This is a genomic window from Youngiibacter multivorans, assembly GCF_017873395.1.
GTDB classification, from domain to species: domain Bacteria; phylum Bacillota; class Clostridia; order Clostridiales; family Clostridiaceae; genus Youngiibacter; species Youngiibacter multivorans.
The window spans coordinates 61579-77797 of the sequence record NZ_JAGGKC010000012.1 but is presented as its reverse complement, the minus strand read 5'-3'; the positions used below and the strand labels follow the sequence as shown (position 1 = coordinate 77797).

General features: G+C 47.3%; 14 protein-coding genes. 6 read left to right on the top strand and 8 right to left on the bottom strand.

All coding sequences use genetic code 11. The features are described 5' to 3' along the window. Window positions 1–13: 13 nt before the first annotated feature. A complete protein-coding gene (locus tag J2Z34_RS08555; protein ID WP_209459474.1) occupies window positions 14–1240 on the bottom strand; it encodes an FprA family A-type flavoprotein in 1227 nt (408 codons plus the stop codon). Window positions 1241–1470: 230 nt separating this feature from the next. Continuing rightward, window positions 1471–3393 carry an ABC-F family ATP-binding cassette domain-containing protein gene (locus J2Z34_RS08550; protein ID WP_209459446.1) on the bottom strand — a complete coding sequence of 641 codons (1923 nt, stop codon included), beginning with the start codon at window positions 3391–3393 and terminating at the stop codon, window positions 1471–1473. 89 nt (window positions 3394–3482) lie between these two features. Here J2Z34_RS08550 and J2Z34_RS08545 point away from each other — a divergent pair, with 89 nt between their 5' ends. From J2Z34_RS08545 to J2Z34_RS08520, 6 genes are all read left to right on the top strand, one after another. After that, window positions 3483–3686: a helix-hairpin-helix domain-containing protein gene (locus J2Z34_RS08545; protein ID WP_209459445.1), complete on the top strand. Its 204-nt coding sequence runs from the start codon at window positions 3483–3485 to the stop codon at window positions 3684–3686. Between the two features lie 75 nt (window positions 3687–3761). Beyond that, window positions 3762–5129 (top strand): efflux RND transporter periplasmic adaptor subunit, encoded by a 1368-nt coding sequence (locus tag J2Z34_RS08540; protein ID WP_209459444.1) that lies wholly within the window; start codon window positions 3762–3764, stop codon window positions 5127–5129. Next, a complete protein-coding gene (locus J2Z34_RS08535; RefSeq protein ID WP_209459443.1) occupies window positions 5126–5854 on the top strand; it encodes an ABC transporter ATP-binding protein in 729 nt (242 codons plus the stop codon). The genes J2Z34_RS08540 and J2Z34_RS08535 overlap by 4 nt, the downstream gene beginning before the upstream one ends. A gap of 9 nt (window positions 5855–5863) precedes the next feature. After that, window positions 5864–7081: an ABC transporter permease gene (locus tag J2Z34_RS08530; protein WP_209459442.1), complete on the top strand. Its 1218-nt coding sequence runs from the start codon at window positions 5864–5866 to the stop codon at window positions 7079–7081. A 9-nt stretch (window positions 7082–7090) separates the two neighbouring features. After that, complete coding sequence (locus tag J2Z34_RS08525) at window positions 7091–8188, top strand: DUF3810 domain-containing protein (RefSeq protein ID WP_209459441.1); 1098 nt, start codon at window positions 7091–7093, stop codon at window positions 8186–8188. 266 nt (window positions 8189–8454) lie between these two features. Beyond that, window positions 8455–9615, top strand: a complete 1161-nt coding sequence (locus tag J2Z34_RS08520; RefSeq protein ID WP_209459440.1) for an ATP-grasp domain-containing protein — start codon at window positions 8455–8457, stop codon at window positions 9613–9615. A gap of 138 nt (window positions 9616–9753) precedes the next feature. Here the strand turns inward: J2Z34_RS08520 and J2Z34_RS08515 are convergent, their stop codons facing one another. The 6 genes from J2Z34_RS08515 to yqeC all read right to left on the bottom strand — a co-directional run bounded on the left by J2Z34_RS08515 (window position 9754) and on the right by yqeC (window position 16194). Further along, window positions 9754–11457, bottom strand: coding sequence for a hypothetical protein (locus tag J2Z34_RS08515; protein WP_209459439.1), 1704 nt, complete (start codon window positions 11455–11457; stop codon window positions 9754–9756). Between the two features lie 208 nt (window positions 11458–11665). Beyond that, a complete protein-coding gene (locus tag J2Z34_RS08510; RefSeq protein WP_209459438.1) occupies window positions 11666–12868 on the bottom strand; it encodes a 6-phosphofructokinase in 1203 nt (400 codons plus the stop codon). 148 nt (window positions 12869–13016) lie between these two features. Next, the gene (locus J2Z34_RS08505; RefSeq protein WP_209459437.1) at window positions 13017–14042 is read right to left on the bottom strand and encodes a molybdopterin-binding protein; all 1026 of its coding nucleotides are present in this window, start codon (window positions 14040–14042) and stop codon (window positions 13017–13019) included. A 38-nt stretch (window positions 14043–14080) separates the two neighbouring features. Further along, window positions 14081–14890: a selenium-dependent molybdenum cofactor biosynthesis protein YqeB gene (gene yqeB, locus J2Z34_RS08500; RefSeq protein WP_209459436.1), complete on the bottom strand. Its 810-nt coding sequence runs from the start codon at window positions 14888–14890 to the stop codon at window positions 14081–14083. A 1-nt stretch (window position 14891) separates the two neighbouring features. Next, window positions 14892–15476: a nucleotidyltransferase family protein gene (locus J2Z34_RS08495; RefSeq protein WP_209459435.1), complete on the bottom strand. Its 585-nt coding sequence runs from the start codon at window positions 15474–15476 to the stop codon at window positions 14892–14894. Further along, on the bottom strand, window positions 15418–16194 hold the full coding sequence (gene yqeC / locus J2Z34_RS08490; RefSeq protein WP_209459434.1) for a selenium cofactor biosynthesis protein YqeC: 777 nt from the start codon (window positions 16192–16194) through the stop codon (window positions 15418–15420). The genes J2Z34_RS08495 and yqeC overlap by 59 nt, the downstream gene beginning before the upstream one ends. Window positions 16195–16219 lie beyond the last annotated feature (25 nt).

The window sequence follows — 16219 nt, the reverse complement described above, 5'->3', positions numbered from 1 at the left end:
AGGTATTTTCTTTCTAGTATCTTACCTTGTCTGCAAAATAGGCTGCTGCGGCCCTTACAGCATCCATGCTGTCCTCTGGCCTGAACCTGACCCTCAGCGGGAATGAGACATCATCCATTCCTGTTGTCCTGACAGCTTCCTCTGTGGTGAGCACCTTCATTCCAGCTTCCTTAAGATAATCCTGGACCACATGCGCTGCTTCACCTGACCATCCGTAGGATCCGAAAGCGCCTGCGACCTTGCCCTGAAGGTCCATATCCTTGAGCTCCGCCAGTATGCCCTCAAGGTTTCCTGATATGTCAGCATACTTTGTGGAGGCTCCGACAAGTATTCCGTCTGCATCAATTACCTTGGCAAGGATCTCTTCCCTTGGCCTTACATTGGCATCAATTACCTCTGTGCTTATACCTGTCTTCTCAAGCTCTTCCCCAAGGAGCTTTGCAAGCCTCTTTGTATTGCCGCCCATTGAGTTATAGAGTATCACTGTCCTTACATCCTTTACCTTCTCGGAGCTTTTCCTGTAGATGCCGATATATCTGTCTACTTCCTTGTCCAGAATATAACCGTGTGAGGTCGCAATCATAGATATTTCAAGGCCTTCTATCTTGTCGAGCAGTGGCTTCACGTATCTTCTGTGTGGATCCATGATCAGAGAGTAGTAGCCTATGAAGTCAGGGTCAAAGCTTTCGCCAGCTTCAAGCTCACTTGCAAGAAGCCTTGTATCTGCAACGTGAGTGGAGAATATATCGCAGGTGAAGAGTATCCCTTCCTCCTCAAGGTATGTTACCATTGTCTCTTCAGTGTGGAGGTAAGGAGTGTGGAGGAACCTCAGGGTCCTTCTACCGATTGAAAGAGTCTCGTTATCCTTTACTGCCCTGAATCTTTCGATACCAAGCTTGTACATCTCCATGAGCTCAGGTATCGCGATCTCCGTGCATAGGATTGTTGCATTTTTTGCCTTTCTGGCAACCGACCCCAACGCTCCTGAATGGTCAGGCTCCGTATGGTTTATGACTATATAGTCAAGCTTCATTAGGTCGAATTCGCTTCCGAGCCTGTCGGTGAATTCCTTGCCGAACATGAAGTCTACAGTGTCTATCAGAACATTCTTCTCATCCTTTATGAGGTAGCTGTTGTAGCTTGTTCCTTTTTCAAGTATCAGCCTGTGGAAGGGCACCTTCCTGTCATCAACCTTGCCTGTCCAGAATATTCCGTCCCTTATCTCTCTCATTTTCATCATCCTTTCATTTCTTTCCATGGCTAAAGTCTATACCTGATTCATCTCTATTTTTATGACGTACGTCAAATTTCAAAAATAAATGATAATTATTCTCAAGTTGGAAATGATCGGAAAATGATAGAATCTTTGAACAGGTCAGAAATAAACAAGCAGCAATCTGACTGATAAGGACGTGGATCCGAAAAAAGAGCCACCGGACTGAATCCGATGGCTCATGCTTGAATTTGTATTCAGTTGTCTTCCAGTGACTCCTCCCACTCCTCATACAGGGACTGGAGGGTGATTTCCAGGTCCTTGAGCTCCTGGCTGATCGAGTGGGTCTTCATTGGGTCTGAGTAGACCTCTTCCCTGCACAGGTCGTCTGCAAGGGTTGCCTTCCTGTCTTCAAGGCTTTCTATCCTTGTCTCCAGGTCCTTGATCCTCAGCTTTCGGTCCTTTTCTTCCTTTTCCTTCTCGCGTTTCCTCTTCTTTTCCTCGACTATCCGAGTCTTTGATGGTCTTTCCTCAATGGGGATTCCAGCGAACCTTTCGGGATTATCCTTCTTCTCGACATAGTAGGAATAGTTCCCCAGATACTTGACTATGCCGCCTTCGGTAAGCTCATATATCTGGTCAGCCACCTTGTTGAGGAAGTATCTGTCATGGCTAATGACGAACATGGTTCCGTCATAGTCAAGGAGTGAATCCTCAAGGGCTTCTCTTGACGGTATGTCGAGATGGTTGGTAGGCTCGTCCAGGAGAAGGAAGTTGGACCTTCTCAGCATAAGCTTCAGGAGGTTTATCCTGCACTTCTCGCCGCCTGACAGGTTCGATATGGTCTTGAACACCTCGTCTCCCCTGAACAGGTATGAGCCGAGGTATGTCCTCGCTTCCCTTGTTGACAGCTCCGGGAAATCGTCCCAGACCTCGTCGAGGACTGTCTTCTCATCAGAGAGGTCTGACTGCTCCTGGTCGTAGTAGCCTAAGGTAACGTTCTTTCCAAGTACCAGGTATCCTGTGTCCGGATTTACCCTGTCAAGTATCATACGGAAGAGGGTAGTCTTGCCGCGGCCGTTTTCTCCAATCAGGGCGATACGTTCACGTTTCCTTATGAACAGGTCAACGTCATGGAAAAGTACCCGGTCACCGTATGCCTTGGATAGCTCTTTGGCAATCAGCACATCGTTTCCGCTTTCTATTTCAGCGGTAAGTGAGATCTTTGCAGACCTGTCATCGGATGGCGGTGCATCTATCCTTTCAAGCTTGTCCAGCTGTTTCTGTCTTGATTCAGCTGCCTTGATGCTCTTTTCACGGTTGAAGGAGCGGTATCTTTCGATGATCTCCTCCTGCCTTTTGATCTCTTCCTGCTGCTGGTTGTATGCCTTCATCTGAACTTCGAAGTTTTTCTTCTTAAGCTCCAGATACTTGGTATAGGGTGCGTTATATGTGTACACCTTCCCGCCGATCATATCGAACGTATGGGTCGTTATCTTATCCAGGAAGAACCTGTCATGGGATATGATCAGGATTGTTCCCTTGTAGCCTGCAAGGTATTCCTCAAGCCATTCTATGGCCTGCAGGTCAAGATGGTTCGTAGGCTCGTCGAGCAGCAGTATGTCAGGGGATGAAAGCAGAAGCTTTCCAAGGGCTACCCTTGTCTTCTGTCCTCCTGAGAGTATGGATATGTCCTTCGAATAGTCTTCAGGGGCGAAGCCAAGTCCCGTTAGGACCCTGTTGATCTCACCCTTGTAGGTGTAGCCGCCATGTATGTCGTACATTTCCTGAAGCCTGGTGTAGTCTGTTATGACTTTGGAATGCCATTCTTCGTTTGATGCATCATATGGCTTTGCCATCTCGGACTCAAGGGTCACCATCCTCTCCTCCATGGTTGTGAGTGAAGAAAAGACAGAAAGCACCTCGTTATACACATTGCTTCCCATATCCAGGGAAAGGTCCTGGGATAAGTACCCGAGGGTCTTTGCTTTATCTATGAAGAAATCTCCGGTAAATTCCTGGAGCGTGCCTGTAAGTATCCTGAAGAGGGTAGTCTTGCCAGCGCCGTTTGCGCCTATCAGAGCTACCTTGTCGCCCTCATTTATGTTGAACGTCACTCCATCAAGTATGACGTCTATTCCGTAGCTTAGTCTTATGTCCTTGCATGACAGAGCAATCATTTCACTCCACCTCCCCGGTTTCCACCAAAAACAATTATACTAGAGAGTGAAGAAAGGGGCAAACATTTGGTGTAAAGGAGATCTAAACTATGGAAAAGAAGACTGGTTTCCCGGATGGTATCGGAAGGCCTGCAGGGAGGGCACTTGAAGGGGAAAGCTTAAGGTCACTTGAGGACCTTCAGGGGATTTCTGAAAAGGAACTCCTGAGGCTTCACGGAATAGGGAAGAAGGCTATGGGGATCCTGAAGGCAGCTATGGAAGAGAAAGGATTGTCGCTAAAAGTCGATTCTTAAGCATTTTTTATATCTCTGGCAGTACATTTAGCATAGGATTGAATTTTAAAAAGTTTAAGCATTGGAGATGTAAATATGAGAAAGAGAAGCATTGCTGTGCTCAGCATAATAGCCCTTGCAGTCACAGGGATAACAGGATATGCGGTATACAATTCAAACAGGGTGGTGCCTGCTGAGGTCAGGACCAGGGAGATTGAAAAAGGTGACATCACTGCAACTCTTCTGTCTTCAGGAAAGATAACCTCAGAAAACTCCAAGTCCTATTTTGGAAGCAACCTCCTTGTCAAGGAAGTGTATGTCAAGGTGGGTGACAGGGTTGAAGCCGGAACGCCGCTTGTGGCATTTGATACCACTGACCTTGAGACTGCAGTGAAGCAGGCGGAAATCCAGAAATCAAGTGCGTCACTCCAGAGGGCCAGCGCAGCGGATGCCACGGCAACCGCAAGGAAGACGAAGAGCACAATGGAATCTCAGCTGTCAGCAGCCAAAGCTGCACTTGCAGCCTCTGAGAGAGCTGTTGAGGAAGCAAAGAAGAATCTGGTCAACACCGAGCTTGTGGACACCATAATTGAAGAGATTAAGACTACAGGCGTGCCTGCTGATACAGTGCCTGCAGTAACTGATCCTGCCCTGAGCGAAGAAGACGTGAAGCTACTCAACAGTGAGAACTTCAAGATAATAATCCAGGAGATCATAAAGCAGAACGAGCTGTCGACTGTCATATCATCGCTTTCACAGGCACTTGCACAGGTGCCTGCAGTATCAGATTCACAGGTTAAGCTCCTGGACAACTCCATAAGGGCAGCTGACCTGGCACTTACAACCGCGAGAAACAGGCTTGTTTCTGCCAAGGGTGTACTTACCGCGGAATTCCCAGGGATAATCACATACGTTGGAGCCGTTGAAGGCAGCTATGCCACAGTACAGACGGCTGCAGTCACAGTGAAGGATGACAGGACTGTATATGTAGCAGTGGAGCTGGTACAGAATGATGCCCTAAAGGTATCGCCTGGAATGCCTGCAAAGATAACCTATGGCGGCAAGGAGTATTCAGGCTCCCTCTCATACCTTAATCCAGCTGCAACATCAACTCAGTCCCCGCTGACAGGCGTCAGCGTGTCCTCAGGTGAGCCTACCCTGGGTGCGAAGGTAAAGGTTGATTCACCGCAAGGTATGATAATTGATTTTTCGGCTGACGTAGAAATTACCCTTGATGAAAGGACTGATGTGGTTTCAGTTCCGGTTGAAGCCGTCATATTCAAGAAGGGCGGAATCACTACAGTATTCACCGTAGAGAACGGCATTGCAACCGAAAGGGAGTTTGAAGCAGGCCTGTCATCTGTCTCCGCTGTCGAGGTCCTGTCAGGTCTTGAAGCAGGGGCGATGGTAGTTCTGAATCCTCCCGAAGGGCTTGCAAGCGGAGAGGCGGTAAATGTAAAGTGATAGAAATCAGGGATGTAGTCAAGATATACGAGACCGGAGCCATAAGCTTCAAGGCTCTTGACGGGGTCAACCTTAAGATAGAGGAAGGCGAGTTTACAGGAATACTCGGACCTTCAGGCTCTGGTAAATCCACAATGATGAATATCCTGGGTTGCCTGGATACCATGACATCAGGCTCTTACATTCTTGACGGCAAAGAGGTAGCCAAGCTTACTGACAATGAAAGAGCTGCCATAAGGAACAGGAAGATAGGCTTCGTGTTCCAGTCCTTCAATCTCCTGCCGAGACTCACAGTGTATGAGAATGTTGAACTTCCTATGATTTATGCTGGCATGGGACGTCATGAGAGGGCTGAGAGGACCAAGAAGGCATTAGCCAAGGTAGGTCTCCTCGAATGGTCCATGCATAAGCCAAACGAAATTTCCGGAGGCCAGAAGCAGAGGGTTGCAATAGCAAGGGCTATAGCAATAGAGCCGGCCGTAATCATGGCTGATGAGCCAACAGGAAACCTCGATACGAAATCCTCACTTGATGTACTGAGGATATTCCAGGACCTGAACGATGAAGGAGCAACCATTATCATGGTCACCCATGAGCCGGAGAACATAAAGTACCTGAAGAGAATTGTAAAATTCAAGGACGGTAAAGTGGTAGAGGATAACGAAGTCAAGAACAGAAGGGTTCTGAAGGACATTCCACCAGAGGAATATCCTACGGCACCGTAAGGAGGACATATGAGATTAGGAGAAAGCTTCAAGATAGCCGTATACAGCATAATCTCCAACAAGATGAGGTCTTTCCTTACCATGCTTGGAATAATAATCGGTATTGCCTCTGTAATTGCAATACTGTCGCTTGGAGAAGGCGGCAGGCAGTACATAATAAGCACATTTGAAAGCATAGGGTCCACCACCATAGATGTAAGGGTATCAGGAGAGGATGTTACCTCCTCTGACTACTTCACACTTGCTGACATCGAGTATGTCAAGGAGAGGGTAGCAAACATAAAATATGCTACCCCGACCGAGCAAAGAAGAGGAAGCATCAGCCTGGGGACAACCACCAAGACCACGGTTATCTCAGCTGGAAGCCAGGACCTTGGCAGGATACAGGACCTGAAGTTCACGGAGGGAAGGTTCTTCACAGAAGGTGAGTACGAGGACTCAAGGGCTGTTGTCGTTATAGACGAAAATGGCGCAATTAACCTTTTTGGCAGGGTATCTGACATAGTAGGAGAGCACATAGTGCTTGGAGCAGGCTCGGCAAAGAAGAGCGTCACAGTTGTTGGAGTTACCGAAAGCGTTAACCCTTTAGCCGGATCTTCAAACTTCGGTGACAACATACCAGCCTTTGCGTTCGTACCGTACGGGCTGCTTACAAACATGGGCGTAGGCGACGGGATAATCAATTCGTTCTACGTCTCAAGCACAGCAAAGGAAAACACCGAAGAGGTTGCCAGGGAAGTGGTAAGCATACTTAATGCCAGGAAGAATGCACAGGACAGGGACATTTACCAGGCTAACTCATTCCTGAGAACACTCGACCAGGTAGACAACATCATAGGCCTCTTCACCTCATTCATCAGTGCCGTGGCAGCCATATCCCTACTTGTAGGAGGCATAGGTGTCATGAACATAATGCTGGTGTCAGTGACTGAGAGGACCAGGGAGATAGGAATCAGGAAGGCAATAGGCGCGACGACAACAAACATATTGGTGCAGTTCCTGACAGAATCCGTGATACTCGCCCTCATTGGAGGCATCATGGGAATGGTCGTGGGGATTTCAGGGGCACTCATCGGCGGAGACCAGATAGGAGTAACACCCGTGCTTTCAGTCGGACAGATCATCGGAGTAATACTGTTTTCATCGGCCATAGGCATATTCTTCGGGATATATCCCGCAAGGAAGGCAGCTCTAATGGACCCGATAGACGCACTCAGATACGAGTAGGAGTAAGATATGAGGGATGCAGACCAAAACGGAAATAAGGGCTTGGCATTCGGAGCGGCAGCGATAGCTTCCGCTCTCATTTTCATGCTGCTCGCCAGATTTTCTGCCTACAGGCCTGACCTCCTCGAGAGATATTACTCATCATCAATTAACAAGTCTTTCATAAGCTTACTAAGCAGGATAACCGGTCTTCTTCCAATTTCTGTAGGAGAAGTGCTTTTCTTCGTACTTATTGCTGTTCTTACTTACCTTGTGCTGATGACGCTGATTGGCATCTTTACCAGAAATCTGCCAAAGAGACTTTTCAATACTGCAGTCTTTCTCGCCATAGTCTATACTGCTTTCGTTTCCTTCTGGGGACTGAACTACTCAAGGATATCGATAAGGGAGATGGCGGGACTTTCAGATACTGAGTATTCGGCGAAGGAGCTGTATGATGTTACGGTAAAGCTTGCAGAAATAGCAAGCGCTGAAAGGCTTGATGTAGATGTTGCCAGCAATGGCAGGATGATAATCACCGGTGACGCTGAAAGTGTAATAGAAAGGGCTGCCTCAGGCTATGATGATGCTTGGATAGGGGAGCTTAGAGGGGACTATGGCGATGCCAAGCCTATCCTACTGTCAGGACCCATGCTGTATACCGGAATAACAGGGATCTACATGCCATTTACAGGGGAAGCAAATGTCAATATTGCAGTCCATGACCTGCTTCTGCCCGCAACAGTGCTCCATGAAATGGCACACCAGAGAGGAATAGCCTATGAGGATGAGGCGAACTTTGCTGCATTCATGGTTTCAAGGAGCCATCCGGATTCTGACTTCAGGTACAGCGGGGTCATGCTTGCACTCATAAGCTCAATGAACGCACTGGCAAGGGCTGACTCTGATCTCTACGGAAAGCTCATATCATCTATGTCTGAGGATATCCTTGGTGACATAGATGAGTACGGAGAGTTCTGGAAACAGTATGAGGGAAAGACCGAGGAGATATCTGAGAAGATTAACGACACTTACCTGAAGGGCAACGGACAGGTGGATGGTGTCAGGAGCTATGGTATGATGGTCGACTTGGTGCTTCAGCAGTATTACCAGAAAGGACATTTCTAAAAGAGAATTATCATGTTAGGTCTTTGACACCAAAAGCTGGATAAAATCCCGGGAAACGCTCTTAACAGGCGGTTTCCGGGATTTTGAAATTTGCTGGAATCTGCGTAATGTCGCTGGTTTTTGGGTGGATTTCTCTGAAGTATTATACAGTTGCATATAGGGACAGCTAATCAATAAGGACATTTCTTGAGATATGGAAATATCGTCATTTTTTTTGCTATAATTATCTTAATATTACAAATGATGCGACAAAAAGGCGGTGCAAGATGAATTACGTATTCATATCCCCAAGTTTCCCTTCAAACTTCGAAAATTTCATAGTAGCCCTCAAGGAAGAGGGGGTAAATGTCCTGGGGCTTGGAAGCGAGCCATACGATATGCTGTCAGCAAGGCTCAGGAATACCCTGTCAGAGTACTACAAGGTAGGCAGCATGGAGAATTATGAAGAGATGTTCAAAGGCGTGGCATATCTCTCATTCAAACACGGAAAGATAGACAGGCTGGAATCCCACAATGAATACTGGCTGCAGCAGGATGCGAGGCTGAGGACCGACTTCAATATTCCTGGCTTCAAGACAAAAGACATGCCAAGGGTCAAGAGAAAGTCAGTCATGAAGAACGTCTTCCAGGAGGCAGGTGCCAACTTCATACGAGGTACTGTAATAGCAACCCTTGAAGGGGCTGAAGCCTTCATAGCTGAGACAGGCTATCCTGTATGCGTGAAGCCGGATATAGGCGTAGGCGCTGAGCATACCTACAAACTGAACAACCGGGAAGACCTGATCAAGTTTTTCCTTAACAAGCCAAACAGGGAATTCATCATTGAGGAGTTCATCAACGGCGAGATCCATACCTTTGACGGTCTGGTTGACAGTGAAGGCAACATCGTCTTCTACTCCTCGTTCATCTACAACATTGGAGTCATGGATATGGTCAACGACCAGCTGGATGCCTTCTACTACTCGCTTAGAGAGCCGGCAAAAGACCTGGTCGATATTGGTTCAAGGATAGTCAAGGGGCTGGAGCTCAGGGAAAGGTTTTTCCACATCGAATTCTTCAGGCTTGACGACGGAAAGCTTGTAGCCCTTGAAATCAACACAAGACCGCCCGGAGGGCTCTCCATGGACATGTTCAACTATGCTAACGATGCAGACCTCTACAAGGAGTATGCAAGGCTTGCATCAGGAAAGATGCTGTCTGCTGACCTGGACAGGAAATACTACGTAGGCTATGCTGGCAGAAGAAAGAGCAAGTACTACAAGTATGTGCTTGATGACATACTGGAAAAATACGGCGAGGCCATATTGATACATGAACCTGTGGCAGGAATCTTCTCACCAGCACTTGGTGACTATGCGTTCCTGTTCAGGAGCGAAAGCTTCGAGGAGCTCCAGAATATGCAAAATGACATACTTGAGCTTGGATAAAATACCCTTTAAAAACTGAACTGAGCTTGTCATGTTTTCAAAACCAATTTGTATGCAAATGGAAGGAAGCCACTGAAATCAGGGGCTTCCTTTTTGTGCTATATTTTGATTCTTGGACAATCTAACTTTCTAGATAGATTATGGCCTTATCTCAAGGATGTCGAACTGGCTTTCTCTTGGATTGCCAAAGATATTTATTGTATCTCCAGGCTTCGCAAATATTATTGACGATCCTAAAGCCTTGGCAGTTCCCGTATATACCAGGTCATCATCCGCTGCCCTTATGAAGAAGATCGTGTTGCCGTCAATGACTACGCTCTCGATTGCCTCGATAAGTATGGTCTTCTCCTTTGCATCAGCCCCAGGCTGACCCGAAGTATCCGTTCTCAGGTTAGATTCTCTGATGATCTCCTGGACTGTATTGCCTACGATTACCTGCTGGTAGTTTTCAGCATCGACCAGAGCGAACATTTTGGCAAGGCCTGAAGCATCCTTGAGGCCTATGAGGTAGGTCGGACGGTTCTTAATGTTGAGCAGGACAGGGAAGGTCGGCGTATAGTTCTTCTCCTGTATCTGCCCTGTCGCTGAATTCATGGCCGAAACCTCATCAGCTGAAGGGACTGAGAAGAATTTTGCTTCCTTTGTCCTTAGGTTTACGAAGTAGAAGCCAAGGTTTGAAGAGTCGCTTCTGATTGAAGTTACACCTGTGAAAAGGTATATGTCATCATTCAGCGGTACATAGTTATACCCTTCAGTTGTCTGGGTAACGTTCTTCTGTCCGATGATTGAATTGAAGAATCCATCAGTGTAGCTTCCCTTGAAGTCAAGCTGTTGGATTATGAGGTCAGAAGGGTACACTCTGTCTACCCATGCCGGGACCTGATCAACCTCATAATAGTTTGACTCACCGGTGTTTCCATCTGTGACTATTGCACCTTTTACGTCGGTTCCACCGAAGAAGCCGATGCGCCTTGTAAGGACTGAGGTTATGTAGAAGCCTCTGCCTTCATCATCCACTTCGAAGTTGGTTTCCCCGAACATCTTGGTGGGGTATCTGAACCTGATATGTCTATATATATCCCTCATAAGATAGTCGCTTTTTGAGTACTTCAGAGGATTGACCAGCTTTATAAGGTCAGCCTCCTGGGTAGCCATATCTACCTTGACGTAGTAAGGGATACCGTTCTTCGCATTGATGATGTACTTAATGATGTCTGAGTAAGCAAGCGGAGATACCCTGACAGGCACGTTCCTGATGTTGATCTGGGTGTAATTGTCGTTGATCTCAAACTGTGAGACAACTTCCTGTACTGAACCCATCTGCCTTGCCCCGATTATTGCCGCAGCTTCCCTGTCTACAACAGGGACCTTGTCATAGGTTACTTCCTTTACTGTATCGGCAAAGCTTGCATCCGTTACCGGTATGAGCGCAGAGTATGATTTTGCCCGGAATATCGGCTGTGACAGGAATCCCAGAACAGCTGGCACTACTATAAGCAGTGCTACTGCAACCGCTGAAACGACTCCGGTCTTAAGAATAGGCATTTTTCCGGCAACAAGATTCAGTCCGTTATATACCAGAATACCTGTTATAAGAAACGTATAGAATTCTGGTGCCATGAAGTTTAGCGCAGGCAGAGTCAGAAAGAACAGTACGAACATTATGGCAACCGCTGCAAGCAGAATGAAAAAAGGATTTTTCCCTTTCCGGTTGCTGTCGCGGATTATGATCTTCCTCTTCAAATCTGCATATGCTTCCTTGAAACCCTTTGAGGTTCCACGCCTTGTGCCCGGACCGAAATTGATGGTGAAGCCGCCCTTGTTGTTATTACCTGAATCCATATATGATCACTCCTCCTTTTACTTATACCAAATCTATATTAATGGGCGATTAAAATTTTGTTATTTATGCGATAAGTGGGAACGTGATATATAGAAATAGTGATAAATTGAGTACTTTCATCCAAGCCTGATTTTTAGTCCTCAGCAAAGTAAAAGGACGGCAAAAGCCGTCCTGTCATCAGTAAGCTGGCAACGCCAGCCTGCGATCCTACATGTTATGGTATTTGTGGATTACCCTGTACTCAGGCATTTTTCCTGCGAGAGGTACGAAATACGAGAGTGCCTCTTCCTTGATGTTGAAGCCGTCAGGAGTGACCCATTCAGCAGGGAAGTACTTGACCTTGTTGGCAATGTTCGCTGCGTCTGTGGAGGTGAAATTGACCTTGTACGGCTCGTCAGATTCCCTTACAAGTATTGCAACCTTACCTGTCTCGCCTGCAGCTGCAAGCTCAAGGGCGGTCTTTCCAAGCTTACCCGATTCCTCGAGGTCAACCTCGGAAACTGCATGGAATGCGCATCTCTGAAGGACTGACAATTCAAGTACCTTGATCCTCTTGGTTATTCCATTTGCCTCGATTATTGCCTTTATGGCATTTCCTGCTCCGCCAAGCTGAGCGTGACCGAAGCTGTCATGGCTCTGTGCCTTGGTTGCAGCAAGGAAGTCGCCGTTAGGATATTTGACGCCTTCTGAAGCAACTATGTACACATGGTTCTTCTTTTCAAAGGTTTCCTTTACCTTTGCGGCAAAGGCAGCCTCATCGAACGGTACCTCAGGAAGAAGTATGAAGTCTGCACACTGTCTGCCATTGTACCTTGCAAGGCAGGCAGATGCTGCAAGCCATCCGGCATCACGGCCCATGGTCTCGACTATGAAGATTCCGTTGTTGGTGTATACAAGTGAATCGAGATAGCTCTCAAGCACGCTTGTAGCAATGTATTTTGCAGCCGAGCCGAAGCCTGGCGTATGGTCTATTACCATCAGGTCGTTGTCGACCGTCTTGGGTATGCCGTTAATCCTTACATCAAAGCCGTTCTCCTTTGCATAGGCGGAAAGCTTCTTCACTGTGTCCTGTGAATCGTTGCCTCCAATGTAGAAGAAGGAATCGATGGAATGTCTCGAGAATATGTCAAAAAGCTTCTCGTATTCTTCCTTGTTCACTGTGCTGTCCTTCAGCTTGTATCTGCAGGAGCCTAGGCCGGCTGATGGGGTTGTTCTAAGAAGCTCAACCTCTTCATCTGTAAGCTCGGACATGTCGAAAAAGTCCTCCCTGAGTACTCCCTCAATGCCGTTAAGGCCTGCAAGGACCTTGTCAAAGTGGCCATTTTCCTTGTTTGCAAGATAGAGACCAACCGCTGAAGCGTTGATCACGGAGGTTGGTCCTCCTGACTGTGCTACTAGACAATTCTTCATTTAATTCTCTCCTTTATCTTTTGAGTATGGCACATTAATTGTACCATGGTTCAGTTGATTATATGAAAAAAAATTCCATATTCTGATAAAACTGACAATAAAGTTTAGGGTTTGCGACTGACATGATAATTCGTAAATGCTTTGCTTATCAGCCTGAACTTCCGAATCCGCAGTTAGGGAAGGTGCATACCTCACAATGAAGGCAGAGTCCGCCATGTCCAAGCCTCGCAATATCTCTCTTGTCCATCCTGTCATCGGCTATGAGCCTCGGAAGTATGAGGTCGAATATTGACCTTTTCTCATACATTACGCAGCCAGGAAGTCCAACCACCGGTATGCTGCCGTTATAGTATGAGAGGAGGAACATGGCACCCGGAAGGACTGGTGAGCCATAGGTCACGACTTCAGCTCCAGTACTTCGGATAGCTGATGGAGTCACATCGTCAGGGTCCACGCTCATGCCTCCGGTGCAGAAGACCATGTCTGCGCCTTTTTCAATATAGCTTAAGACTGCTTCCCTGATCATTTCAATATCGTCATTGACTATTGTCTGGCCCAGGACCTCAACATCAAACTCTGCAAGCTTCTTTCTTATGACAGGACCGAAGGTATCCTTTATCCTGCCATGATATACCTCGCTGCCTGTAGTGACGATTCCGGCCTTCTTACTGCCAAATGGCATTATTGAAAGGAGGGGAGTATCTCCAGCCAATTCTTTTGCTTCCTCCAGCTTCTTTTCATCTATCACCAGAGGTATTATCCTTGTTCCAGCCAGCTTGTCGCCCTTTCTGACGACGGTGTTGGTCTTCCTTGTGGCTATCATTATCTCGTCGACCATGTTGACCTCAAAGAGACGCTCCACGTCAACCTTGAACAGGCCGTCGTAATCAGCTGTGATGTCGACCTTCCCTTCCCTCACGGGAGACCAGGTCATTCCAGATTTTCCGCAGAGTCCCGCAAGGACAAGAGCGGCATCATTCTCATGCAGGAAGCCTTCCTGCTTTTCCCAAATGTACAGATTTTCCTTGCCTACGCTAAGCAGGACAGGAATGTCCTCTTCAGTGACCACATGGCCCTTCCTGAATATGGGGGCCTTTGTTTCACCGACTATTATCTGCGTGATGTCATGGCAAAGTACATGCCCAACGGCATCTGCAGTCCTTATAAGCTTCATTCGTTGTTTCCTTTCTGGTCAATGATTTAGTATGATTTCTAGTCTAGGATGAAGCCATGCTGCTTCATCCCTATGAGCAGAGCCTCAAGGACAGCACCGCCAAGTGCATTGGCCTTGTCCGAGATGGTGAAGCAATATTCTTCAGAACCTTCCCTGGGGTCGATGTCTGCAATCTTCAGGCCTTCAGTTACAATTCCTTCCCTTATCAGGCCGCGGAGCACTCCGTCTATGGAGGCAACAACATCAGTTCCATCGATCACAGCTATGGTTTCGCCCTTTGCGACCCTGTCTCCGATTTTCCTAGTATGTGTAAGTTTGCCTTCCTTGCTGCTGTATATGACCCTCTCGATTCCAATTCCGCCGATTATTCCGGGTATCCCTGTATTTTCCGAGGCAGTACCCTTGAATATGAGCCTTCCGAGGTCATGGCCACGGTTAGTCTCAATTACAGTATCAACGTCAACCCCGGCTTCAAAGCCAGGTCCCAGTGCTATGGTGACCGGCGCCATTTTTTTAGTGGTACCAAGGTTCTTCTTCGCGATTATTGCATCGATTACAGCCATTGGCTTAAGTATGGAAAGAATGAAGCCGTACTCGTCTGAAAGGACAGGTACCTGACCCTTGTCCCATATTGCTCCGATTTCGGCGGTGCTCTTTGCAAATACCGCTGTTGTGCCTTCGAGTGTTACCGATCCGGTGTGGACCGCCTCGCCGAAGGATACGCTTCTCCTGATGCAGCTTGGATCATCATTTTCAAGTACAAGGACCCTGAAGCCGCTTCTGTGAAGCTTGAGTATGGCTCCGGATGCAAGGTCTCCTCCGCCTCTGACTATTACCAGGTTGTTCATTTCATTCACCTGTCCTTTCCAATATTTCTATGTCTTCCGGGGTGTCGGCGTCGAGCAGCTCCAATTCTGACACTACCTCAACGAACCTTAGACTTTCCGGATATTTCCTGTATACGCTTTTCCCTCCTGTATCTCCTGTAAGACTTAGCAGCTCATCTTTGAATTCAGAGGGGAATAGAACAGGGCTTCCTGTCCTGTCTCCTGATTTAGGGATTATGATGCATCCTGGATTATTCATGCCCTCATCAATTATCCTCATCACTGTGGATTGTGATATGAACGGCTGGTCTCCCATGAAGAAGAGATATCCTGATGACTTGGAATCTGCTGAAAGCACCCCGCTTATTACTGATGTGCTCTGTCCGTCTATCGCATCTTTATTTTCAGCTGCCCTTATTCCCAGTGACTCCGCCTTTTCTTTGATCTTTCGATCGTTTGTCACCACAAGAGCGTCTACTTCGGGAAGTGCAGCTACCGTCTCAAGCACCCGTTCAATCATTTCCTTTCCCCGGACAAGTCTGTGGAGCTTATTTCCGTTCATCCGCCTGCCATAGCCTGCGGCAAGTATAATGGCTGTAATCGCCATGGCTTATCGCCTCCAGACTCAGTATGAAGTGCTTGGATATAAGGTGTCCGGTATCTTCCTGTTCAATCATCTCTGACAGCTTCAGTGCAGCCTCATGAAGGCTTTGATCGTCTGCCTGGTTGATGACAAGTATCCTTTCACCGGTGGAGTTTTTGAAGAGTCCGTCCCTAGACAGGACTAAACGCTTTAGTACCTCCATCGTAACACTTTTTTCACCACTTAAAAACTCCCCGAACAAATCGAAATTATGTATGTGCTCACCATCTATCCTCATACCGAGGCATGTTATGGGAATTATCCCAATAGTCTTTGAAGTGAATGAGGGAACGACAGGCTCATTACTCCTCCAGGCCTTAAGCTTCTTCATCCTTGAACCGTCAGCCTCTATAAGCAGAGTATCGAAAAAGGGGAGGAGCTTCCCAAGGTCTTCATCTGATATTGAGGTCAGCTTTCCGTCACTGTTTACAGGACCTCCTGCAACAACAAGTCCAAATTCAAATTTCCCTTCTTCACGCTTCAGTTCCTCAATATCAACATACAGCCTGTCATACTCGTTCCTTGAGGGCAGCATTATCTTTGTGGTGGTGGTTGCCAGCACCTTCCTGCCCTTCGAGAGCTGGCGGGCCAGGCTGAACATGAGGGTTGTCTTGCCGCCTGTGCCGGTTATTGCAATGACTTCATTTGTTAGGGTTCCAAGATCCGCTGAAAAACGCTCCATAATTGCTCCTTGAAAGCCGGATAAA